The sequence below is a fragment of the Methylobacterium sp. P5_C11 genome (genome assembly GCF_054049775.1).
In genome coordinates this window covers 34,148-55,298 of sequence record NZ_JBFULS010000028.1, presented here as the reverse complement: position 1 = coordinate 55,298, position 21,151 = coordinate 34,148, and the positions used below count along the sequence as shown (strand labels likewise).

Here is a 21,151-nt window from a genome sequence, read left to right as displayed (position 1 = left end):
GAAAGACGGACAGGACGGCGCATGCGCATCCGCGTGGTCCACGAGACCATCTACACCTACGAGCAGCCGGCCCGCGGGCTCGTGCAGGTCCTGCGGCTGACGCCCCGGGACCATGACGGGCAATACGTCCGGACCTGGCGGATCGACACCACCGTGGACGGACGGCTCACCGCCCGCGAGGACGGGTTCGGCAACATCGTCCACTGGTTCACGCCGGACGAGCCGTCCGACGCCCTCACCATCCGGGTCACCGGCGAGGTGGACACCGACGACACGCAGGGCGTCGTGCGCGGCACGATCGAACGCCTGCCGGACGAATTCTACCTGCGCGAGACGGATCTGTGCGCCGCGAGTCCGGAGCTTCATGCCTTCGCCGAGCGCGTGGCGACGGCGGGCGACAGCGCGACGCTCCCCCTGCTCCACCGCCTGCTCGGCGCCGTGAACGGCGCGGTCGCCTACGAGGCCGGTCCGGCCTCCATCGCCGTTCCGGCCGCCAAGGCCTTCGCGACCGGGAGCGGTGTCTGTCAGGATCTCGCCCACGTCTTCATCGCCGCCGCCCGGCATATCGGCATCCCGGCCCGCTACGTCGCCGGTTACCGCGCCCGCGACGACGGACAGGCGGACGTCGAGGCGCCCCACGGCTGGGTCGAGGCGCTGGTGCCGGACCTCGGCTGGGTGGCGTTCGACCCGTGCTTCGACGCGAGCCCGACCGACAATGTCATCCGCGTCGCCACCGGCCTCGATTACCTCGGGGCGGCGCCGATCCGCGGCAGCCGCACCGGCGGTGGCACCGAAACACTGGACGTGAAGCTTCGCGTCGAGCAAGGCAGGGCCGCCACTCAATCCTGACTGTCCCGACTCCGGTCCGCCGGACCGCACGAGAGCGCGAAGACGATGACCTACTGCGTCGGTGTCCTTGTCGAGGAGGGACTCGTGATGGTCGCCGACACCCGCACCAATGCGGGGCTGGACGACATTTCGACCTACCGCAAGCTGCACCATTTCAACGTGCCGGGCGAGCGGGTGATGATGCTGGCCTCCGCCGGCAACCTGTCGATCACCCAGTCGGTCCTGAGCCTGCTTCAGGAGGGCGTGCCCGGCGAGGAGGACGAGCCGCCGCAGAAGCTCGTCGAGGCCCCGACCATGTTCCAGGCGGCGCAGCTCATCGGCCGCGCCATCCGGCACGTGCGCGCGATCGAGCAGAACGGGTTCGAGGCGGCCAATATCCGGTTCTCGATCTCCCTCCTGTTCGGCGGCCAGATCGGCAACGGCGAGATGCGGCTGTACCTGATCTACTCGGCGGGCAACTTCATCGAGTGCAGCACCGACGCGCCGTTCCTCCAGATCGGCGAGCACAAATACGGCAAGCCGATCCTCGACCGGGCGGTGAGGTACACCACCGACCTGTACGACGCCCTGAAGGTCAGCCTGGTCTCGATGGATTCGACCATGCGGTCGAACCTGGGCGTCGGCCTGCCGATCGACATCGCGGTCGCCCGCCGGAATGCCCTCAGCCTCGAAGTGAATCACCGGATCGAGGCCGGCGAGGGTTATTTCCACGACCTGCGCGAGCGCTGGTCGGCAGCCTTGCGGGCCGCGCACCGGGCGATCCCGCGGCCGCCTTACGGACCCGCCACCTCGTAGGTCGGGCGGGGACGGGCGCGATTCCCGGAGGACTTTGCGGTCGCCGACGCTGCGTTCCCGATGCTCCCGCGTTGGGTCGCTGGTTCGATGCGCAGGTCCTCAGGCGGGCAGCACCGCGACCCCGGGGGGGCGCGGGCCGGCGGTGATGATCCGCGCGCGGCCTTCCCGCCTCCGCTCCGCTCGCCGAGACGCCCGCCCGGCTGAGGGGCCGGCGAGGGGGTCGGAGAGGCGCTCAGAACCCCTTCGCCTTGATCGCCTCGGCCCAGGTCACCGCCCTGCGGTTCACGCCGAGATGCTGCCGCTCGTAGAGGCGGCCCTCCAGTTTGATCGCGCCGCGCTTCGCATATTCCGGCCGCTCGAACGCCTCGATCACCAGCTTGGCCCGGCGCACCTCCTCCTCGGTGGGGGCGAAGGAGGTGTTGGCCGGTTCCAGCTGCGTGGGGTGGATCAACGTCTTGCCGTCGAACCCGAGGTCGCGGGCCTGCCGGCACTCGTCGCGGCAGCCCTCGGTGTCGGCGATGTCGTTGTAGACGCCATCGAGGATCGCCAGACCCTCGGCACGGGCGGCGGCCAGCGCCATCATCATCCAGGGCAGCATCGGCACGCGCCCGGGCACGATCTTGGCCCAGGTGTCCTTTGCGAGGTCGTTGGTGCCGAGCACGAGGCAGGTCAGACGGTTGCGCGGGTCGCGCTTGGCCCGGGCGATCTCCTGGATGTTGAGGATCGAGGCCGGGGTCTCGATCATCGCCCAGATCGCGATGCCGTCCGGCGCATCGAGGGATTCGAGGCGGTCCGCGATGCTTTCGAGAACCGCCGGCGACGACACCTTCGGCATCAGGATCGCATCGGGCTTGGCCTCGATGGCGGCGTGGAGATCCGCCTCGCCCCAGGGCGTCTGAGGGGCATTAACGCGGATCACCAGCTCGCGGCTGCCATAGTCGCCGCTCTTCACGGCGGCGCAGACCTGCTGGCGGGCGATCTCCTTCTCCTCCGGGCCGACGGCGTCTTCCAGGTCGAGGATGATGCTGTCCACCGGCAGGGTCTTGGCCTTGTCGAGCGCCCGCTGGTTCGAGCCGGGCATGTAGAGCACGCTCCGGCGCAGGCGCAGATCGGTCGTCGTGGCCATCGGCTTCTCCCTCCTGGGCCGTCGCGCGGCCTCCCGTCGTTGCACTGCACCCTAAAGCACGAAGCCGGCCGCGCCACACCCCAAAGGGTGAGCGGCGTGAGTCCCTGCGCGGTTTGACACCGGCGCCGGTCTTCGCAGTTCCAGGCCGCGGTTTGGTCACGTTCCGCCGGTTAAAGGCTGCCTGAAACCAGTCCACGAAGGCCGGAAGCTCTACGATGCGCAAAGTCTTGGTCGTTCTCGCCTTGCTCGGGACGTTGTCGGCTCCCGAAGTGGCCCGGGCGCAGAGCCGGACGACCCTCGGCGTCGGCTCCGGCGCCGTCGCCGGGGCGCTGGTGGGCGGCCCGATCGGGGCCGTCGCCGGCGCCGTGGTCGGCGGCTTCGTCGGCAACTCGTCCGAGCGCGGCCGCCGTCATGTGCGCCGGGGCCGCCGCTACGGCTATGCGAGCCGCCGGGCGTATCCGCGCCGGGCCGAGGCGGTCCTGCCGCGCTCCACGGGTACCGTCGCCCGCCCCAGGCCGGCCGCCACCACTACGACCTGGAAGGACCCGCACTAGATCCGTGCTCACGCAGCCGGTCTGAGCGCGGGCGACGGCATCGTCAGGAAGGTCCGGCGGGCCAGCGCCGGGTAGGCGATCGCCTGGCCCAGGCCCCGGGCGCCGAGGAAGGCCACGAAGGCCAGCCACAACCCGGCATTGCCGAGGCCGAGGGTGTGCACGAGGACGAGGATCGCGCCGTATGCAGCGAGGGCGCACCCCATCAGGTTGCGCATCGCCCGGGTCCAGGTCGCGCCGATATAGATCCCGTCATACGCGAAGGGTGCGGCGGCTGCGAAGGGCGCGAGGGCCGCGAGGAGCAGGTACGACCGCGCGACCTCGCGCACCGCTCCGTTCGTCGTCACGGCATCGATGAAGGCGGGACCGCCCGCCAGCGCGAGCAGGCTGACCGCAAGCCCGAAGCCCAGGCACCAGCGCAGGCTCAAGGAAGCGGCCGCCTCGAACGCATCCGCGTCGCGGGCGCCCACCGCCTGCCCGCACAGGGTCTCGGCCGCGGTGGCGAAGCCGTCGAGGAAGAAGCCGCCGATCAGGAAGAGATTCCACAGGACCGCGTTGGCAGCCAGGACCACGTCGCCCTGCCGGGCGCCCAAAGCCGAGAACAGGACGAGGCCGGTGATCAGCGCGAGGGTGCGCAGGATCACGTCGAGGTTGACGCGGAGCGTCTTGCGGAGCGCCGCGGCGTCGCGGAGGTCGCGCAGCGGAACCCGGAACGGCCGCGAGCCGAGACGCGCCAGGGCGATCAGACCGAGGCAGAGGCCGAAGGCCTCCGCGCCGAGCGTCGCCAGCGCCGCGCCGGCAAGCCCGAAGCCGAAGCCCAGGACCAGGGTGAGCGTCAGCCCGACATTGGTCAGGTTGATCGCGACTTGGAGCAGCAGGCCGAGATCGGTGCGCCCCCGTCCCAGGACCGAGCCGAGGACGCCGTAGCTCGCCAGCACGAACGGGGCGGACAGGATGCGGATGTGGAAGTAGGTCGCCAGACCGGCCGTCACGGCCTCGCTCGCCCCGCTGATGGCGAAGGCCAGCCGGGCGAGCGGCACTTGGAGGACGACCAGGACGAGGCCGATCAGCACGCCCGCCGCAAGGGCGCGGGCGAGGATGCGGTCGATTTCGGCCCCGTCCCCTCCGCCGACCGCCTGCGCGGTGAGGCCGGCGGTGGCCATCCGCAGGGCACCGAACGACCAGAAGATCGCGTCGAAGATCACCGCGCCCAAGGCCACCGCGCCGAGCAGCGCCGCGTCCCCGAGCCGGCCGATCACGGCCGCGCCCACGAAGCCGAGCATCGGCGTGGTGACGTTGGCGAGCGTCATGGGCAGCGCCAGCGCTAGGACGCGGCGATGGGTCGGGCGCCCCGAGCTGGCGACGGCGTGCATCATCCCTCGACCTGGACGCGGTTGTGCGGCGCCGGGCAGACCCGTCAGCGCGAGACGGCGAAGAGGCGCGCGATCAGCCAGAGCGGCACGACCACGATCGCGCCGGCGACGATCCAGCCGCCGAAATCGTGCAGCGAGGCGAGGCCGACATCGATCAGCGCCCGGGCCGAATCGTACAGGTGCCAGAACAGGCGGCCCGGCGTCAGGCCGAGCATCGACAGGAAGGCGCCGACCAGGACAGACAGGAACAGGAGGCGCAGGAAGACGCCGGCCGGCGAGCCGCCGAGGAAGCGGCGCAGCGCGGAGGGGCGCGACCGGTAATCCTCCGCCCCATACGCGGCGTTCGGCGGTGGGGCGCCCTGTTGAAAGCCTTGCCGGCGCCGGTCGTGATCGACGAGCATTGCGTCCTCGTGAAGCTTCAGGGCCTTCGGATCGGCGACGAAGGGGGCGGAACCGTGGCCGGCGCACCACACCGCGTCGAAACCCGAGCGCGGATCGGGCGTTGGCGGGTTTCTCCCGTGCCGTGCAGATGGCAAGCGGCGTCGCGCACGCCAAGATGGGGACGGGGCGGAACGCAACGCGGGATGGTTGCGGCGTCGCCTCGGCCAAAGGGACGACTCCCGGGGATCGGGAGAGGTGTGAGAGGCTCTGAGTGCCGACGGGACCATACGCGCGATGATCGACCACGCCTTGTTCGACCCGGCGACCATCGATCCCGAGACGCTCCGGCTCAATGCCGAGATCGTCGCGGCGCATGCCGCCCTGCCCGACCCCTGGTCGCTGCCGATTGACGAGGTCCGCGAGCGCCGCCGCCTCGGCACGAAGGCGGCCCCCGCCATGCCGCACAGCGCCCGGGCGGAGTGGCTGACGATCGACGGCCCCGGCGGTCCGCTCAAGCTCCGCGTCGTGCGGCCCAAGCCCGGCACGAAGCTCCGCGGCGCTTATCTGCACATCCATCGCGGCGGGTGGGTCTGGGGCTCGGCCGACGAGCAGGATCCCTGGCTGGAGCGCATCGCCGATACCTGCGGCTTCGTCGCCCTGTCGGTGGAGTACCGCCTCGCCCCGGAGCATCCCTACCCGGCGGCACTGCTCGACTGTGAGGCCGCCGCCGTGTGGCTGGCCGGTCCCGGCAAGGCCGAATTCGGCGTCCACGCGCTGACCATCGGCGGGGAATCGGTCGGCGCCCACCTCGCCGTGATGGTGCTGCTGCGGCTGCGCGACAAGCACAACCTGCCGCGGGCGTTTCGGGGCGCCAACCTCAATGCGGGCTTCTTCGACCTGGGCCTGACTCCGTCCGTGCGGAACTGGGGCGAGGAGCGGCTCGTCGTGAACACCCGCGACCTCACCGCGTTCGCCGACGGCTATGTCCGCGAGGGCATCGACCGGCGCCGGCCGGACGTTTCGCCGATCTACGCGGAGCTCAAGGGCCTGCCCCCGGCCCTGTTCACCATCGGCACCGCCGATCCGCTCCTCGACGACACGCTGTACATGTCAGCGCGCTGGGCCGCGGCGGGCAATGGCGGCCATACGGCGATCTACCCGGGCGGCTGCCACGTCTTCGCCCGTTACCCCAGCCCGATGAGCGAGCGGGCGCTGGAGCTGATCGACCGCTTCCTGATGGCGCTCGCCTGAGCGATCCGTCCGAGATCCTGCCGGAGCGGTTCCGGGCCTGGTTCGCGGCACGCGGCTGGGCGCCCCGGTCCCACCAGCTCGATCTCCTGCGCATCGCCGGGGCCGGTCGCTCGGCCCTGCTGGTCGCGCCGACCGGCGCGGGCAAGACGCTCGCGGGATTTCTTCCGAGCCTCGTCGCCCTCGCGGAGCGCGGGCCGCAGCCGTTGAAGCCCACGGGTCTGCACACGCTCTACGTCTCGCCGCTCAAGGCGCTTGCCGTCGACATCGCCCGCAACCTCGACGCGCCCATCGCCGAGATGGATCTACCGGTGCGCGTCGAGACCCGCACCGGCGACACCCCCGCGCACAAGCGTACCCGCCAGATCAGCCGGCCGCCGGACATCCTGCTCACGACGCCGGAGCAGCTGGCCCTGCTGATCGCCCATCGCGAGGCGGCGGATTTCTTCGCGGGGCTGCGCTGCGTGGTGCTCGACGAGCTGCACGCACTGGTCACCTCGAAGCGCGGCGATCTTCTGTCATTGGCGCTGGCGCGGCTGCACCGGCTGAGCCCGGGGCTCGCGGTGATCGGGCTCTCCGCGACCGTGCGCGAGCCGGATGAGCTGCGGAAGTATCTGGTGCCGCAGAACCAGGACCTCGCTCCCCCCTCTGCAAGGGAAGGGAAAAACAACTCCCCCATGGCCGACCTCGTCACCGTGGCGGGCGGCGCGAAGGCGGACCTGCGCATGCTCGACCTCGGCCGGGCGCTGCCGATCTCCGGCCACACCGCCTGGCACTCGATGCCGGCCATCTACGACCTGATCAAGGACCACCGGACGACCTTGGTCTTCGTGAACACCCGCCTCCAGGCCGAGTACACCTTCCAGGAGCTGTGGCGCCTCAACGAGGACGCCCTGCCGATCGCCATCCATCACGGCTCCCTCGACGCGCAGCAGCGCCGCCGGGTCGAGGCGGCCATGGCGGCCGGCCAGTTGCGGGCGATCGTCTGCACCGCAACCCTCGACCTCGGCATCGACTGGGGTGACGTCGACCTCGTCGTGAATGTCGGCGCGCCGAAGGGCGCCAGCCGGATCATGCAGCGGATCGGCCGGGCCAACCACCGGATGGACGAGCCGTCGAAGGCCTACCTCGTCCCCGGAAACCGCTTCGAGATGCTCGAATGCCAAGCGGCCCTCGACGCCGTCGAGCAGGCCGCGCAGGACACGCCCGACGCCCGCCAGGGCGCCCTCGACGTGCTCGCCCAGCACGTGCTCGGCATGGCCTGCGCAGACGCCTTCGACCCGGTCGACTTCTACGACGAGATCGTCTCGGCGGCGCCCTATGCCGGGCTCACCTGGGAATCCTTCGAGCAGGTGGTCGACTACGTCGCCACCGGCGGCTACGCCCTGCGCGCCTACGAGCGCTTCGCCAAGATCCTGCGCGGGCCGGATGGCCTCTGGCGCGTGCGCGACGCCCGCACCGCCCAGGCCTACCGGATGAATGTCGGCACGATCGTGGAGGCGGCGCGGGTTCGGGTGCGCCTCAGCCGGACGCTGCGGGGTAAGCCCGGGACGGTCCTGCCGAAATCCGGCCGGGTGCTGGGTGAGATCGAGGACGATTTCGCCGAGACGCTGACGGTGGGCGACACGTTCCTGTTCGCCGGCGAGACCCTGCGCTTCGAGGGTCTTGCCGAGGACGAGTGCCTCGTAACCCGCGCACCGCCCGGTACCGACCCGGCGATCCCGTCCTACGCCGGGGCGAAATTCCCGCTCTCGACCTTCTTGGCGGCCCGTGTCCGGGCGCTCATCGCCGACCCGTTCGCCTGGGACCGGCTGCCGAAGCAGATCGGCGAGTACCTGCACCAGCAGCGCCGGCGCTCGGTCCTGCCGGGCGAACGCGACCTGCTGGTCGAGACGTTCCCCCGGGGCAAACGCTATTACCTGACCGCCTTCCCGTTCGAGGGGCGCCTCGCCCACCAGACCCTCGGGATGCTCCTCACCCGCCGGCTGGAGCGCGACGGGTTGCGGCCCCTGGGCTTCGCGGCCAACGATTACGGCATCGCCATCTGGACGACCCGCGACCTGTCCGAGCGCGCTGCGCGCGATACCGACTTCATCGGCGACCTCTTCGCCGTCGACATGCTGGGCGACGACCTGGAGGCCTGGCTCGACGAGTCGGCGATGATGAAGCGTACCTTCCGGCAATGCGCGGTGATCGCCGGGCTGATCGAGCGCCACCATCCGGGGCAGAAGAAGTCCGGCCGGCAGGTCACGATCTCGACCGACCTGATCTACGACGTGCTGCGCAAGCACCAGCCCGATCACCTGCTGCTGCGGGCCGCGCGGCAGGATGCGGCAACCGGACTCCTCGACGTGAGGCGCCTCGGCATGATGCTAGAGCGCATCCAGGGGCGAATCATCCACAGGTCTCTCGACCGGGTCTCGCCGCTCTCCGTGTCCGTGATGCTCGAGATCGGGCGCGAGCGGGTCTACGGCGAGGGCGCCGACGAGATCCTGGCGGAGGCCGAGGCGGAGCTTCTCCAAGAGGCTCTGTCCTGACCGTCGATCCGCCCTCCCCCGACGACACCGAGGATGCGATCTTGGCGGCCGGCCTGAGACTCGAGAAGACTCACAAGCACCCGACCCTGCAACTTGCGGGCGAGACCCTGGTGCTGGACCTGTGCGGCGGCCTCTGGCTGCCGGAGCACCGCACGCTGATCGTGTCCGACCTCCACTTGGAGAAGGGCTCCTCCTACGCGGCGCGCACCGGCCAGTTCCTTCCGCCCTACGACACCCGTGAGACCCTGGCCTGCCTGCACGAGGCGGTGGTGCGCCACGACCCCGCCCGCGTGGTCGCCCTGGGCGATTCCTTCCACGACGCCCGCGGACCCGAGCGCATGGAGCCGGGCGACCGCGCCATGGTGGCCGCGCTTCAGGAAGGACGCGACTGGATCTGGATCGCCGGGAATCATGACGCGGCCGTCAGCGAAGGTGTCGGCGGCCGCTACGCCGGGGCGCTGACGATCGGCGGCCTCGTCCTGCGACACGAACCGAGCCCCGAACCGACGCCGGGGGAGATCGCCGGCCATCTGCATCCCTGCGGCAAGGTCGCGATGCGCGGCCGAGCGGTGCGCCGCCGCTGCTTCGTAACCGACGGCACGCGCCTGGTGATGCCGGCTTTCGGCGCCTATGCGGGCGGTCTCAATGTCCGCGAGAAGGCTATCGAAAGCCTGTTCCCGAAGGGATTCACCGCCCATCTCCTCGGCGACGGGCGTGTCTTCGCCATCGGCCGGGCTCAGCTGGCCCGGGACTGAGCGCATCCCGGTCTCCCGGCGCGGCGCGACCTGATCGGGCGCCGTGCGACCGTTTGGATCGCGTCGGGCCGGGCTCGCGGACGGCCGTTCGAAGCCGTCGACCGAAGACGGTGCGAGGCGCTCACGCAGGCACGGGACCGGCTGCGTTCCAGGCCTTCAGCAAGGTCCGCGTGGCGCTTGCAGGATCGGCGGCCCCCATCATGCCCCCCATGACGGCGAAAGCCGCCGCACCGGCCCTGCGGCAATGCGGGGCCTCGTCGGGGCCGATGCCGCCCAGTGCCACCACCGGAAGCCCGCCGGCTTGGGCAGCGAGGCCTTTTAGGCCGAGCGCCGGCCCGTATCCCGGCTTGCTCGCCGTCGGAAAGATCGGGCTGAGCGTGACATAGTCGGCCCCGGCCTTTGCCGCAGCCGCGACCTCGTGTGGTGCGTGGGCCGACACGCCGATCAGCGCCTCCGCCCCCAGGGCCGCCCGCGCCGCCGCGATCGCGGCCGGAGCCGACCCGCCGCCGAGATGCACGCCGTCCGCGCCGAGGGTGCGCGCCAGTTCCACGTCCCCGCCCACCGTGAGCACGCCGCCCGCCGCCCGCACGCGTTCGGCGACGGCCTCCCCGAGGCGCCGGCGCGCCTCCGGCTCCAGATCGCGGTCCCGGAGCCAGATCCAGCGGCCGCCACCCGCCAGGATCGCCTGCACGGTCTCGGCGAGGGGGCGCGGATGCCCGTGGCGGTCCGTCACCGCCAGGAGCGGTGACGGCAGTCCCCTCACGAGCCGACGAGGCCGAGCTGCGGGCTCGACGGTTCAGCCCGGCCGCGGCGCGGGATCCGCCCCGCCAGATAGGCGTCGCGCCCGGCCTCCACCGCGCGCCGCATGGCGCTGGCCATCCGCACCGGATCGTCGGCCTTGGCGACGGCGGTGTTGATCAGGCAGGCGGAGGCGCCCAGCTCCATGGCGATCACCGCGTCCGAGGCCGTGCCGATCCCGGCATCGACCACCACCGGCACCGTGGCGCGGCGGCAGATCAGCTCGAGGTTGGCCGGGTTCGCGATCCCCATCCCGGAGCCGATCAGCGAACCCATCGGCATCACGGCGGCGCAGCCGAGATCTTCCAGGCGCTGGCAGACGATCGGGTCGTCGTTGCAGTAGGGCAGGACCACGAAGCCGTCGTCCACGAGGTGGCGGCAGGCCTCGATCAGCTCGGCGACATCCGGGTAGAGCGTCTCCCGGTCACCGATCACCTCGACCTTGATCCAGTTAGTGTCGAGGGCCTCCCGGGCCAGCTCCGCGGTCATGATCGCGTCGCGGGCGGTCTCGCAGCCGGCGGTGTTCGGCAGGAAGCGCTTGCCCTTGAGGATCGTCACCGTGTCGGAGCCGTGACCCTGGAGCGAGACGCGGCGGATCGAGGCGGTCACGACGTCGGCGCCGCTCGCCTGGACGGCGTCGCGCATGATCGCCTGCGTCGGATAGCCAGCGGTGCCGATGAACAACCGGGACGACAGGGTCACTCCGGCGATCGTCAGGCTGCCCTCCCCGCTCCCGGAGTGCAGCGGCGTGACGGTGGGGTTCATGCTCAACCTCCCTGCATGGCGCGGACGATCTCGACGCGGTCGCCGTCCGCGATCGGGGTCTGCTCCCAATCCCGGCGACGCAGCACACGGCCGTTCAGCGCGATGGCGACGCCCTGCGGGCTCTCGATGCCGCCCTCCTCCGCCTCCTGGCGGAACAGGGACTCCACGGTCTCGGCCGAGGAGTCGCGCGGCTCCCCGTTGACGAAGAGCTTCATGCCGAGGCCCTCAGGCGCTCGGGGCGTCCGAAGCGCGCCCGCGTGAAGGGCCGGGCCACCTCGGGCAGCGCGCCGCGCAGGACGAGGTCCGCGACGGCGTCGGCGGTGACGGGGGCGAGCAGGTAACCGTTGCGGTGGTGTCCGGTGGCGGCAACGAGGCCGGGGGCGAGTACATCGAGGATCGGCGCATCGTCGTCCGATGTGGGACGGTAGCCGCTCCAGACCGCCTCGACTTCCATCTCCTCGATTCCGGGCAGCACCCGGCGCGCGCCCTCCAGCAGGGCGTAGAGCCCGCCCGCGTTGACGCCGGGCCGGAAGCCGCAATCCTCCACGGTGGCGCCGACGATGAGCTGGCCGTCGCCCTTCGGTGCCATGTGGACCTGCTCGGTCCAGATCATCCGGCCGAGGGTGCCCGTACGGGCGGTGGTGCGCACGGCCAGGGACTGGCCCTTCAGCGGGCGGACCGGCAGGGCGAGATCCTCAGGCAGCAATCCGCCCTCCCCGCTCCAGGCACCGGAGGCGATGACCACGGTGTCCGCCGCGACGCCGTCCTCGCCGACCCGGACGCCGGTCACGCGATCCCCCGACCAGTCGAGGGCGCTGACGGGTGTCCGCTCCGCCAGGATGACGCCGGCCCGGCGGCAGGCCTCGGCGAGGGCGTCCATGACCAGTCGCGGGTCGACCTGGTGGTCCAGCGGGCAGTGGATCCCGGCGGTGACCGAGGGGCGCAGGCCCGGTTCCAGGCGCCGGACCTCGCTGCCCGGCAGCCAAGTGACGTCGAGGCCCGACCGGCGCTGCAGATCGAAGCGGAAACGCAGGCGCTCCACCTCGTCGCGGCCGACCGCAAGCACCAGGGTCCCGTCGGGCCGGTAATCGATCGCGCGGCCGGATTCGGCTTCGAGGGCGTCGCGGAACCCCGGCCAGAGCCGGAGCGATTCCAGGGCGAGGGGCAGAAGCGGGTCGGAGCCGGGCTCGTGCTCCGCCGCGGGGGCCAGCATGCCGGTGGCGGCGAGGCTCGCGCCGGACCCGATCGTCGCACGCTCCAGTACCGTCACGGCTCGGCCTGCCCGGGCGAGCCGCCACGCGATCGAGAGCCCGATCAGCCCGCCGCCGATGACGGCGACGTCGGTCCGGCCCGGCAGGCTCGCGGGTGCGGCGAAGCCGTCGGGGCTGCGGCGGCGACCGATCGGTGAGGCGGGGCGGTCGAGGGGCACAGGCATCTCCGCGAAGTGCCGTCGCGAGGATCGGGCCGGGTGCTTCGGTGAGAAGCTGTGACCTGCCCGTCCGGGCGGCCGCGGTCCAATCCCTACGCCGGTATGAGCCGGATCAGGTTCGAAGGATTTCCGCGCCGCAGGTCCTGACGGACGAGCCAGCGGTTTCTCAGCCCCTTGCCGGGGATCTCCCTGGAACGGGAAGAGACTTGGTCGTCCGCGCGGCCCTGGTCAACCCCGCCGCCGGTGAGGCATCCGCGCCGGATGGACATTCCCCGGTCTCAGTCACCGCTCGGATACCAAGCCGGACGAAATCCGGCCGCCGACGCCGGCAGGTCGCGCGTCGGGTACCAGCCCTTCACGGATCCTCGGCCAAACCGGCTCCGATGGCTCGGGCCGGGACGGGACGCGTGCGCACATTCGTTGTCGTCTGCACGATCGGCTTCCTGTCCGCCACGGCGTTCCAGAAGCTCCGCGAGCGCACCCGTGCGGATTCGGCTCCGGCGATTGCTGTTCCGCTCCCCTTGCCCGCCGGGGATAGCGGCGTGGTCGGCGTCGCGCTGCAGGCCGGCCGCAACGGCCATTTCTTCGTGAACGCCCTGATGGACGGCCGGGCTCTGCCGATGATGGTGGATACCGGTGCGAGTTCCTGCGCTTTCTCGGAAGAGGATGCCGACAGGATCGGGATCAGGGTCGCCCCGAAAGACTTCAACCGGGTCTGGAACACGGCGAACGGGACCGTCAACGTGGCGCCGATCCGGATCGCGGTGATGCAGGTCGGATCGATCACCGTGCGCGACGTCGACGCCGTGATCATCCCCCGCGGGCGCCTCACCACGAGCCTGCTCGGGATGTCGTTCCTGAAGCGCCTGCGCGATTTCAGTGTCAGCGGCGCGACGATGACGCTTCGGGGCTGAGCACCCATGGGGACTGTCGAGAGGCACGATCCGGATCTGGCCGGATTGGCGTGCTGAGACGGACTCGCCGGTCGCCACCTTTGCGTCCGCAGCATCCATCGCGCCAAGATGCTTTGGAGCGATGTCGATCGCTAAATAATTCTCCAGAATTTCAGCCAATACGTTTAATCAAATTCTGATGGCAGCAGAATTGTCTACCCATATTTGGAATTAAAGCTTTCGATTAACGATCAGACACGCCGCGAATCGATGTCGCTTCGAGACTCGAATTGATGCATTACATGCTGTAGCGTCATATTGCGTTCAAGTCTGCATCCGTAGATGTGTAAAAACGCGCGCTTGTCATTCGGTGCGCTTCGGGATTTGCGAGTATGAATAAGTTTGGTCAGACAATCTGTTTGTCGATGATTGTGAAGAATGAGGCGCACGTTATTCGGCGATGCTTGGATTCTGTTCGCCCTATGATCGATCATTGGGTGATCGTCGATACGGGCTCGACGGATGGCACTCAGGACGTCATCCGCGCGGCAATGGCGGATCTGCCGGGTACGCTGTTCGAGCGGCCCTGGGTCGATTTCGCATACAATCGATCGGAGTCGTTGAGATTGGCGCGCTCGCATGCGCCGTATTCCCTCATCATCGATGCCGACGACGAGCTGATCATAACCGATGATTTCGAGCTGCCGAAGCTATGCGACGCATCATATAGTTTTACAATTATCGATACGGAAAACGTGTATACCCGAAGGCATCTCATCAACAACTCGTGGGAATGGGAATATGTCGGTGTGATCCATGAGTTTCTGCACGCTCCAGGACAGCCGACTCGAACGCTTCTGCCTCTCTCGATTCGGCGCGGCCACGACGGTGCGCGTCGGCGGGATAAGGATACCGTTTCGCGCGACATCGCCGTCCTGGAAAAAGCCCTTTATTCCGAAGAAAATCCATTCCTTCGTGCAAGATACACATTCTACTTGGCAGATTACTATCATAAATCTGGCAAGAGCAAAGAGGCGCTGGAATTGTTTCTGAAGCGAACCGAGCTCGGCCACGGAGACGAAGAGATATACAAAAGCTTGATCGTCGCAGCCGTTATCATGGAGCAATTTGACAGGCCAAAAGACAGTGTCTTAAAAATCTACAATCGGGCGATTCAGTTGGCGCCGGAGCGGGCCGAGGCCCGATATGGGGCGAGCCGTTATTGCCGACACAAGAAAGATTTTGTCACTGGGTATTACTTCGCCGAGGCCGGAATTTTTCTGAAGATGCCCTCCGAAGGAATAGACTTGGAGCCTTGGATATACGCCTACGGATTGCGGCAGGAATTATCCATACACGCATACTATACAAATCAGTACCGGTGTTGCCTGTTTAATTGCTTGGAAATACTAGATCAAACAGGCGTGCCCGACGATGTTCGCGCTTTGATCGGCGATCTGGCCAAGAAAGCGCTCGCCAGGATGATCGACCCCGTTTGGGGCTGTCAGCAATCCGCCTACAGCACGGAGTTCGTCCCGGATTGGCCGTTTCTGGACCGTACGAAGGGTGCGGCGCGGATCCAGGCCATCGTGAGGCGATGACCACGGCACCTCTGCACGCAGCGGAAAGATACGATCCGCCTGCGGTCGGAAGCTGTGTCAGTTCGGCTTGCGCGGACGCAGGAATTTCGGGCGGAACACCGCCATGGGCTCGTCGAAGCCGTTGAGCCGGTGTTCGCCCAGCGAGACCGGATCCCCCCAGAGAAAATCCACGAACGGCTTCGACATCAGCAGCGGCTCGCCGAGGGTGCGGTTGAGCTGTGCGATGCGGCTCGCGAGGTTCACGTCCCGGCCGATCACCGTGAAGTCGAGACGGGAGCCCGAGCCGACATTGCCATAGGCGGCCTCGCCGTGATGGAGGGCGATGCCGGCGGCCACCGGCACGGGGAACTGGTGCAGGGCGTTGGCTTCGTCGAGAGCCGCCAGCGCATGCTGCGCCGCCGTGAGCGCGCCCTTGGCGGCGCCGCCGAGATCGTCTCCGGATTCGCGAAAAATCGCCAGCAGGCCGTCGCCGAGATACTTCAACACCTCGCCGCCTTCGCGCTCGATCGGCGGTACGAGGCAGTCGAAGAAGACGTTGAGCAGGCCTACCACCTCCTCGGGGGTCATGTCGGCGGAGGTGCGGGTATAGTCGCGCATGTCGGCGAACAGGATCGCCGAGCGGATCCGCGTGACCTTCCCTCGGCGGATGTCGCCCGCCAGGATTGCCCGGTGCGGCTCGTCGCCGACGTAGAGCCGCAGGACGTGGTCGAGTTGCTTGTTGAGGACACGCATCTCCATGACCGCCGCCAGCGCCGGCATGACGAATCGCAGGATCGCAATATCGTCGTCTCGGAAACCCTCCGGCGCCCGGGTGGCGAAGGTGATGCCGTTCTTCGTGCCGTTGGTGAAGAACAGTGGCGCCACCACGTAGTGGGTGTAGCCGCTGGTCTTCAGGTCCGGCACGATCGCGAAGGCGTCGTCCGGCGTCTCCGCGAGGTCGAGGATCAGCCACTCCCCGGTCTCGTGGACGGTATGGAACGGGCTGTTGAGGTAGGCGTCCGTCGAGCGGGCACCGTGCGGGAACAGCCGCACGGTGGTGCCGCCGTCCCGGGTCCAGATCCGGCCGACGCCGGCATATTCCGAGTGCAGGGTGTCGATCGCCGTCGAGGCGCGGTCGACGGGGACGCCGATGGCGATCAGGCGCTCGGCGAGCCCGGCGAGCAGCTCCTCGGCGTTGGGCATCCGGGCGCCCTCGCCGAGCAGCCAGTCGCGGATGCCGACGGAGGGCTGCAACGCGCCGAAAGGCACGTCGTCGGCTTCCGAACCGTCCGCGAAGGCCGTCGGCAAACCGGGCGTTGGCGGGCGGCGTTCGAGCATGGCGCCAGAGTGGATGCCGCGCAGCGCCGTGGCAACGCGGTCGACGGGGAGGCGCCGCGGCCTTGGCCGCGGCGGGGGCTCAGTTGTCCAGGAAGCTCCTGAGCTTCCGGCTGCGCGAGGGGTGCTTCAGCTTCCGCAGCGCCTTCGCCTCGATCTGCCGGATGCGCTCGCGGGTCACGGAGAACTGCTGGCCGACCTCCTCGAGGGTGTGGTCGGTATTCATGCCGATGCCGAAACGCATGCGCAGCACGCGTTCCTCGCGCGGCGTGAGCGAGGCGAGCACCCGAGTCGTGGTCTCGCGCAGGTTCGACTGGATCGCCGCGTCGATCGGCAGGACGACGTTCTTGTCTTCGATGAAGTCGCCGAGGTGGCTGTCCTCCTCGTCGCCGATGGGCGTCTCGAGGGAGATCGGCTCCTTGGCGATCTTGAGGACCTTCCGGACCTTCTCCAGCGGCATGGCCAGCTTTTCGGCCAGCTCCTCCGGGGTCGGCTCGCGACCAATCTCGTGCAGCATCTGGCGCGATGTCCGAACGATCTTGTTGATCGTCTCGATCATGTGCACCGGGATGCGGATCGTGCGCGCCTGGTCGGCGATCGAGCGGGTGATCGCCTGCCGGATCCACCACGTCGCATAGGTCGAGAACTTGTAGCCGCGGCGGTACTCGAACTTGTCCACCGCCTTCATCAGGCCGATGTTGCCCTCCTGGATCAGGTCCAGGAACTGCAGGCCGCGGTTCGTGTACTTCTTGGCGATCGAGATCACGAGGCGCAGGTTGGCCTCGATCATCTCCTTCTTGGCCTGCCGGGCTTCCCGCTCGCCCTTCTGGACCATGTTGACGATGCGGCGGTACTCGCCGATCTCCAGGCCCGTCTCGGAGGCGAGGTCGAGGATCTGCGCGCGCAGCTCGGAGACCTGCTTGGAGCCGCGCTCGACCAGGTTCTTCCAGCCCTTGCCGCCGAGCGTTCCGACCCGCTGCATCCAGTTCGGATCGAGTTCGTAGCCCTGGTAGTGGCGCAGGAACTCGTCGCGGGCCACGCCGTGGCTCTCGGCGTAGCGCATCAGCCGGCCCTCGTGGCCGATGAGCTGCTTGTTGATCGAGTAGAGCTGGCCGACCAGAGCCTCGATGCGGTTGTTGTTGAGCGACAGGGACTTCACGTCGGCGACGACGATGTCCTTCAGCTCGACCTGCTTCTGGTCCTGGGCGGGCGTGTTCTTCTCGCCCGCCGCCTTGCGCTCGGTGCCCTCGCTCTGGGACTTGCGCAGCTTGCGGTAGTTGGCGGCGATCGCGTCGAAGGTCTCCAGGACTCGCGGCTTGATCTCCGCTTCCATCGCGGCGAGCGAGACGTTGTTCTCGAGGTCGTCCTCGTCGTCGCCACCCTCCGGAGGCGCCGGCGGCTCGCCGTCCTCGGATTCCTCGCCCTCGGCGATCTGCGGCGCGTTCTTGCCGTCCGGCCCCGCGTAGGTCGCCTCGAGATCGATGATGTCGCGCAGGAGGACCTTGCCCTCCACCAGCTCGTCGCGCCAGATGATGATCGCCTGGAAGGTCAGCGGGCTCTCGCAGAGACCTGCGATCATCGCCTCGCGGCCGGCCTCGATGCGCTTGGCGATGGCAATCTCGCCCTCGCGGGAGAGCAGCTCGACCGAGCCCATCTCGCGCAGGTACATCCGCACCGGATCGTCGGTCCGGTCGGTCGGCTCCTTGGTGGTGGTCGTGGCGACCGCGACGGCACGGGCGGGGGCGACCTCAGCCACCTCGCCGCCCTCGGCCTCCTCCTCCTCGCCCTCGGCGGCTTTCTCGCCCGCCGCCTCGTCGGTCTCCTCGGCCTCGACGACGTTGATGCCCATCTCGGAGAGCTGCGAGAGCACGTCCTCAAGCTGGTCCGGATCGGACTGACCCTCGGGCAGAACCTCGTTGACCTCCTCATAGGTCACGTAGCCGCGCTTCTTGGCGAGCTTGACCATACGCTTGACCGAAGCATCCGTCAGGTCGAGGAGCGGCCCGTCGGTCTGCTGCTCGGTGGCAGCGTCCGTCTCGTCCCGTTCCGTTGCCTTCGTCGCCATGATCAGCCTATTGTTTCGCACGCGGCGCGTTGCGGAGGCCCCGATAAAGGCCGGTCCACGCCGTCGGCGCCGCCGTATGAGATCGGCCCCGGATCGCTCCGTCGCCTTGAATCGTCGGTTTCCGTATGCAAGCCTGAGGCTTGACCGATTGTTAACTATGGCGGGACGCTGCCCCCCGCCACCGCCATGACACAGGGATCACGCGGCCGTCGAGTCGCTCGACACCGGTGCATCGGCCTCCGCCTCAGCGGCGATGACGGTTTCCAGCCTCGCCTTCACTTCGCAGAGCCATGCCCACCCGGCATCGGTCGGATCATTCTCAAACGCCTGCCGTGCCTCGCGAAGTTCGGTATGTAGCGCTCCTGCCTGCCGGTGCAAGATCATTGCCTGTCGGAGCGCATCCGCACGGTGTGCAGGATCCGCATGCGGCGCCAGGGTCGTGCGGTCCCGCGAGCGGGCCAGCGCCAGGATCCGGTCAGCTGCCGGTGCGAGTGCCGCCCGATTGATGCGGTTCTGCAACACCTCCGGTGCCAGATGCTCATCCTCGGCCGCGCAGGCTAGCAGGACGGACAGCAGCGCCCGGGCATCGGGATCCTCGAAGTCGAGTTCGGCGATCTCCTCACCGAACTCCGCGACCATCTCGGGGTGGGCCAGCAGGGTGCCGACGATCACGGCCTCACGGACCGAAGCGGCGCCCGTGAAACCCGCCGAAGCGGTCATCGAGGGGCTCGGGCCTCCGGTGATGCGCGGGGAGACGGGCTCGCCGGGCCGAAGGTAGCGTTGGCGGCCCCCGCGCGTGGCCTGCTGGCCGGCGGCGCGGGCGCCGCGCGGGGACAGGCCGCGGAGGCGATCCTCGATGTCGTCGCGGTAGTAGCGGCGCACGGTCTCGTCGCGGATGGTCGCGACGGTGGTGCGCAGGGTCTGGGTCAGGCCGGCGCGCCGCTCGGGCGTGTCGACCGGGCCGGCCTCGACGGCGCGCCGCCACAGAAGCTCCGAGAGGGGCAACGCCGCCGCCAGCACCTGGTCGATGGCCCCGGAGCCTCCGGAGCGCAGCAGATCGTCGGGATCCTGACCGCCGGGCAGCAGCGCGATCCGGAGCGAGCGGCCGGGTTCTAGGAGCGGCAGCGCGATGTCGAGGGCGCGGAACGCCGCCCGCTGGCCGGCCTTGTCGCCGTCGAAGCACAGGATCGGCTCGTCGGCGTGGCGCCAGAGCAGGCCGAGCTGGTCCTCGGTCAACGCGGTGCCGAGGGGCGCCACCGTCTCGGGATGGCCGGCGAGCGTCATGGCGATGACGTCGACATAGCCCTCGACCGCGATGATCGAGCCGCGCTCGTGCGCGGCCTTCCGGGCGCCGTGGAGGTTGTAGAGTGTCCGGCCCTTGTGGAAGAGCGGCGTTTCGGGGGAATTCAGGTACTTGGCGCGCACCTCCTTGGCGAGCGCCCGCCCGCCGAAGGCCACGACCCGGCCGCGGGTGTCGGTGATCGGGAACATCACCCGGTCACGGAAATAGTCGTACGGGACCGAGACGCCCTCCCCGGCCGCGAGCAAGCCGAGTTCGACCATCAGCGCCTTGTCGACGCCCTTGCCGGCGAGATGGTCACGCAGGGCGTAGCGCTCGTTCGGCGCGTAGCCGAGGCGGAACCGCTGCTGGATCTCGCGCCCCAGCGCCCGGCGTTCGAGGTAGGCGCGCGCCTCGCTGCCCTGCCCGGATTGCAGGCGCTCCTCGAACCAGCGGGCCGCCATCTCCATCACCTCGATGGCCCCGGCGCGCCTGGTCTCCGACTCCCGATGGTCCTCGGTTTGCGCGGGCAGGCTGACCCCGGCCTCCCCCGCCAGACGCTCCACCGCCTCCGGGAAGCTCAGCCCCTCCGTTTCCATCAGGAAGGTGAAGATGTCGCCGTGCTTGGACGACGAGAAGCAGTGATAGAACTGCTTCTGGTCGTTGACGTAGAAGGACGGCGTCTTCTCGGCGTTGAACGGCGAGAGGCCGCGCCACTCGCGGCCGGCCTTCTTCAACTGCACGCGACGGCCGACCACCGAGGAGGCCGGCAGCCGGGCGCGGATCTCTTCCAGGATGTGGGGCGGATAGCGCACGGGGCCTGGGATGTGGTGTCGGAACCCGCTTCTATAGCGCGTCGGGCGGGTCGGAGTCCCTTCCCCGTCCGAAAACCGGCGTGGATTGCGGGGACAGACTCACCCCTTGGCCGCCAGCGCCGCCTTCACCAGAGCGCTCGCCTTGCCGAAATCCATCCGGCCCGTGAAGGTGCCCTTCAGGGCGCCGATCACCCGGCCCATGTCCTTCGGGCCTGCGGCGCCGGTCTCCTCGATCGCCGCCTCGACGGCCGCCTTGATCTCGGCCTCGTCCATCTGCTTCGGCAGGAAGCTCTCGACGATGGCGATCTCGGCGCGCTCGTTGGCGGCGAGCTCGGGGCGGCCGCCCTGCTCGTAGACGGCGGCCGATTCGGTGCGCTGCTTGATCATCTTCTGGAGCAGGGCGAGGATCTCCTCGTCGGAGGCCGGCTCCTTGCCGAGGCCCCGCGCCTCGATGTCCTTGTCCTTCAGGGCGGCCTGGATCATCCGCACCGTGGCGAGCCTCTCCTTGTCGCCGGCCTTCATGGCCTCCTTCATCTCGGTGGTGAAGCGCGCGCGCAGCATCGTCTTGAGCCTTCCA

The 21,151-nt window shown here is 69.1% G+C and carries 19 protein-coding genes and 1 riboswitch; of the genes, 8 read left to right on the top strand and 11 right to left on the bottom strand.

The window, feature by feature from the left end; all coding sequences use genetic code 11:
• Nucleotides 1-21 precede the first annotated feature (21 nt).
• Nucleotides 22-849, top strand: a complete 828-nt coding sequence (locus ACXJKQ_RS16100; protein WP_457106737.1) for a transglutaminase family protein — start codon at nt 22-24, stop codon at nt 847-849.
• A 45-nt stretch (nt 850-894) separates the two neighbouring features.
• A complete protein-coding gene (locus tag ACXJKQ_RS16095) occupies nt 895-1,644 on the top strand; it encodes a peptidase (protein WP_457106736.1) in 750 nt (249 codons plus the stop codon).
• Between the two features lie 232 nt (nt 1,645-1,876).
• Here the strand turns inward: ACXJKQ_RS16095 and ACXJKQ_RS16090 are convergent, their stop codons facing one another.
• Nucleotides 1,877-2,770 (bottom strand): HpcH/HpaI aldolase/citrate lyase family protein, encoded by an 894-nt coding sequence (locus ACXJKQ_RS16090; protein WP_457106735.1) that lies wholly within the window; start codon nt 2,768-2,770, stop codon nt 1,877-1,879.
• Between the two features lie 215 nt (nt 2,771-2,985).
• Between ACXJKQ_RS16090 and ACXJKQ_RS16085 the strand changes: the two genes are divergently transcribed.
• The gene (locus ACXJKQ_RS16085; RefSeq protein ID WP_457106734.1) at nt 2,986-3,324 is read left to right on the top strand and encodes a hypothetical protein; all 339 of its coding nucleotides are present in this window, start codon (nt 2,986-2,988) and stop codon (nt 3,322-3,324) included.
• Nucleotides 3,325-3,332: 8 nt separating this feature from the next.
• Here the strand turns inward: ACXJKQ_RS16085 and ACXJKQ_RS16080 are convergent, their stop codons facing one another.
• A complete protein-coding gene (locus tag ACXJKQ_RS16080; RefSeq protein WP_457106733.1) occupies nt 3,333-4,697 on the bottom strand; it encodes an MATE family efflux transporter in 1,365 nt (454 codons plus the stop codon).
• 41 nt (nt 4,698-4,738) lie between these two features.
• Nucleotides 4,739-5,095, bottom strand: a complete 357-nt coding sequence (locus ACXJKQ_RS16075; RefSeq protein ID WP_457106732.1) for a DUF6460 domain-containing protein — start codon at nt 5,093-5,095, stop codon at nt 4,739-4,741.
• Nucleotides 5,096-5,369: 274 nt separating this feature from the next.
• Between ACXJKQ_RS16075 and ACXJKQ_RS16070 the strand changes: the two genes are divergently transcribed.
• The 3 genes from ACXJKQ_RS16070 to pdeM are packed head-to-tail and all read left to right on the top strand — an operon-like array spanning nt 5,370 to nt 9,615.
• Nucleotides 5,370-6,326 (top strand): alpha/beta hydrolase, encoded by a 957-nt coding sequence (locus ACXJKQ_RS16070; RefSeq protein ID WP_457106731.1) that lies wholly within the window; start codon nt 5,370-5,372, stop codon nt 6,324-6,326.
• Nucleotides 6,323-8,860, top strand: a complete 2,538-nt coding sequence (locus ACXJKQ_RS16065) for a ligase-associated DNA damage response DEXH box helicase (protein ID WP_457106746.1) — start codon at nt 6,323-6,325, stop codon at nt 8,858-8,860. The genes ACXJKQ_RS16070 and ACXJKQ_RS16065 overlap by 4 nt, the downstream gene beginning before the upstream one ends.
• Nucleotides 8,861-8,901: 41 nt before the next feature.
• Nucleotides 8,902-9,615 (top strand): ligase-associated DNA damage response endonuclease PdeM, encoded by a 714-nt coding sequence (pdeM, locus tag ACXJKQ_RS16060; RefSeq protein ID WP_457106730.1) that lies wholly within the window; start codon nt 8,902-8,904, stop codon nt 9,613-9,615.
• 121 nt (nt 9,616-9,736) lie between these two features.
• Here pdeM and ACXJKQ_RS16055 read toward each other — a convergent pair whose 3' ends face one another.
• The 4 genes from ACXJKQ_RS16055 to thiO are packed head-to-tail and all read right to left on the bottom strand — an operon-like array spanning nt 9,737 to nt 12,613.
• The gene (locus ACXJKQ_RS16055; RefSeq protein WP_457106729.1) at nt 9,737-10,378 is read right to left on the bottom strand and encodes a thiamine phosphate synthase; all 642 of its coding nucleotides are present in this window, start codon (nt 10,376-10,378) and stop codon (nt 9,737-9,739) included.
• Nucleotides 10,375-11,178, bottom strand: a complete 804-nt coding sequence (gene thiG / locus ACXJKQ_RS16050) for a thiazole synthase (RefSeq protein ID WP_457106728.1) — start codon at nt 11,176-11,178, stop codon at nt 10,375-10,377. Before thiG ends, ACXJKQ_RS16055 begins: the two co-directional genes overlap by 4 nt.
• A gap of 2 nt (nt 11,179-11,180) precedes the next feature.
• Nucleotides 11,181-11,393 (bottom strand): sulfur carrier protein ThiS, encoded by a 213-nt coding sequence (thiS, locus tag ACXJKQ_RS16045; protein WP_457106727.1) that lies wholly within the window; start codon nt 11,391-11,393, stop codon nt 11,181-11,183.
• Complete coding sequence (thiO, locus tag ACXJKQ_RS16040; RefSeq protein ID WP_457106726.1) at nt 11,390-12,613, bottom strand: glycine oxidase ThiO; 1,224 nt, start codon at nt 12,611-12,613, stop codon at nt 11,390-11,392. The genes thiS and thiO overlap by 4 nt, the downstream gene beginning before the upstream one ends.
• Nucleotides 12,614-12,678: 65 nt before the next feature.
• A riboswitch (TPP riboswitch) is annotated at nt 12,679-12,807 on the bottom strand.
• A gap of 207 nt (nt 12,808-13,014) precedes the next feature.
• Between thiO and ACXJKQ_RS16035 the strand changes: the two genes are divergently transcribed.
• Together ACXJKQ_RS16035 and ACXJKQ_RS16030 are read left to right on the top strand one after the other, a co-directional pair.
• Nucleotides 13,015-13,521, top strand: a complete 507-nt coding sequence (locus ACXJKQ_RS16035) for a retropepsin-like aspartic protease family protein (RefSeq protein WP_457106725.1) — start codon at nt 13,015-13,017, stop codon at nt 13,519-13,521.
• Nucleotides 13,522-13,892: 371 nt separating this feature from the next.
• Nucleotides 13,893-15,101 carry a tetratricopeptide repeat-containing glycosyltransferase gene (locus ACXJKQ_RS16030; protein ID WP_457106724.1) on the top strand — a complete coding sequence of 403 codons (1,209 nt, stop codon included), beginning with the start codon at nt 13,893-13,895 and terminating at the stop codon, nt 15,099-15,101.
• Nucleotides 15,102-15,158: 57 nt separating this feature from the next.
• On the opposite strand, the gene ACXJKQ_RS16025 is transcribed toward ACXJKQ_RS16030, so the two are convergent.
• The 4 genes from ACXJKQ_RS16025 to ACXJKQ_RS16010 form a co-directional block, all read right to left on the bottom strand.
• A complete protein-coding gene (locus tag ACXJKQ_RS16025; protein ID WP_457106723.1) occupies nt 15,159-16,418 on the bottom strand; it encodes an adenylate/guanylate cyclase domain-containing protein in 1,260 nt (419 codons plus the stop codon).
• Between the two features lie 79 nt (nt 16,419-16,497).
• Nucleotides 16,498-18,480 (bottom strand): RNA polymerase sigma factor RpoD, encoded by a 1,983-nt coding sequence (rpoD, locus tag ACXJKQ_RS16020; RefSeq protein ID WP_457106722.1) that lies wholly within the window; start codon nt 18,478-18,480, stop codon nt 16,498-16,500.
• Nucleotides 18,481-18,678: 198 nt separating this feature from the next.
• Nucleotides 18,679-20,574: a DNA primase gene (dnaG, locus tag ACXJKQ_RS16015; protein WP_457106721.1), complete on the bottom strand. Its 1,896-nt coding sequence runs from the start codon at nt 20,572-20,574 to the stop codon at nt 18,679-18,681.
• Nucleotides 20,575-20,673: 99 nt separating this feature from the next.
• The gene (locus tag ACXJKQ_RS16010) at nt 20,674-21,135 is read right to left on the bottom strand and encodes a GatB/YqeY domain-containing protein (protein WP_457106720.1); all 462 of its coding nucleotides are present in this window, start codon (nt 21,133-21,135) and stop codon (nt 20,674-20,676) included.
• Between the last annotated feature and the right edge of the window lie 16 nt (nt 21,136-21,151).

Excerpts from the sequence above, each read along its gene's own strand:
- ACXJKQ_RS16100 (WP_457106737.1), top strand. The coding sequence starts at position 22 with ATGCGCATCCGCGTGGTCCACGAGACCATCTACACCTACGAGCAGCCG.
- ACXJKQ_RS16095 (WP_457106736.1), top strand. The coding sequence starts at position 895 with ATGACCTACTGCGTCGGTGTCCTTGTCGAGGAGGGACTCGTGATGGTC.
- ACXJKQ_RS16090 (WP_457106735.1), bottom strand. The coding sequence starts at position 2,770 with ATGGCCACGACGACCGATCTGCGCCTGCGCCGGAGCGTGCTCTACATG.
- ACXJKQ_RS16085 (WP_457106734.1), top strand. The coding sequence starts at position 2,986 with ATGCGCAAAGTCTTGGTCGTTCTCGCCTTGCTCGGGACGTTGTCGGCT.
- ACXJKQ_RS16080 (WP_457106733.1), bottom strand. The coding sequence starts at position 4,697 with ATGATGCACGCCGTCGCCAGCTCGGGGCGCCCGACCCATCGCCGCGTC.
- ACXJKQ_RS16075 (WP_457106732.1), bottom strand. The coding sequence starts at position 5,095 with ATGCTCGTCGATCACGACCGGCGCCGGCAAGGCTTTCAACAGGGCGCC.
- ACXJKQ_RS16070 (WP_457106731.1), top strand. The coding sequence starts at position 5,370 with ATGATCGACCACGCCTTGTTCGACCCGGCGACCATCGATCCCGAGACG.
- thiG (WP_457106728.1), bottom strand. The coding sequence starts at position 11,178 with ATGAACCCCACCGTCACGCCGCTGCACTCCGGGAGCGGGGAGGGCAGC.
- thiS (WP_457106727.1), bottom strand. The coding sequence starts at position 11,393 with ATGAAGCTCTTCGTCAACGGGGAGCCGCGCGACTCCTCGGCCGAGACC.
- thiO (WP_457106726.1), bottom strand. The coding sequence starts at position 12,613 with ATGCCTGTGCCCCTCGACCGCCCCGCCTCACCGATCGGTCGCCGCCGC.
- ACXJKQ_RS16030 (WP_457106724.1), top strand. The coding sequence starts at position 13,893 with ATGAATAAGTTTGGTCAGACAATCTGTTTGTCGATGATTGTGAAGAAT.
- ACXJKQ_RS16025 (WP_457106723.1), bottom strand. The coding sequence starts at position 16,418 with ATGCTCGAACGCCGCCCGCCAACGCCCGGTTTGCCGACGGCCTTCGCG.
- rpoD (WP_457106722.1), bottom strand. The coding sequence starts at position 18,480 with ATGGCGACGAAGGCAACGGAACGGGACGAGACGGACGCTGCCACCGAG.
- ACXJKQ_RS16010 (WP_457106720.1), bottom strand. The coding sequence starts at position 21,135 with ATGCTGCGCGCGCGCTTCACCACCGAGATGAAGGAGGCCATGAAGGCC.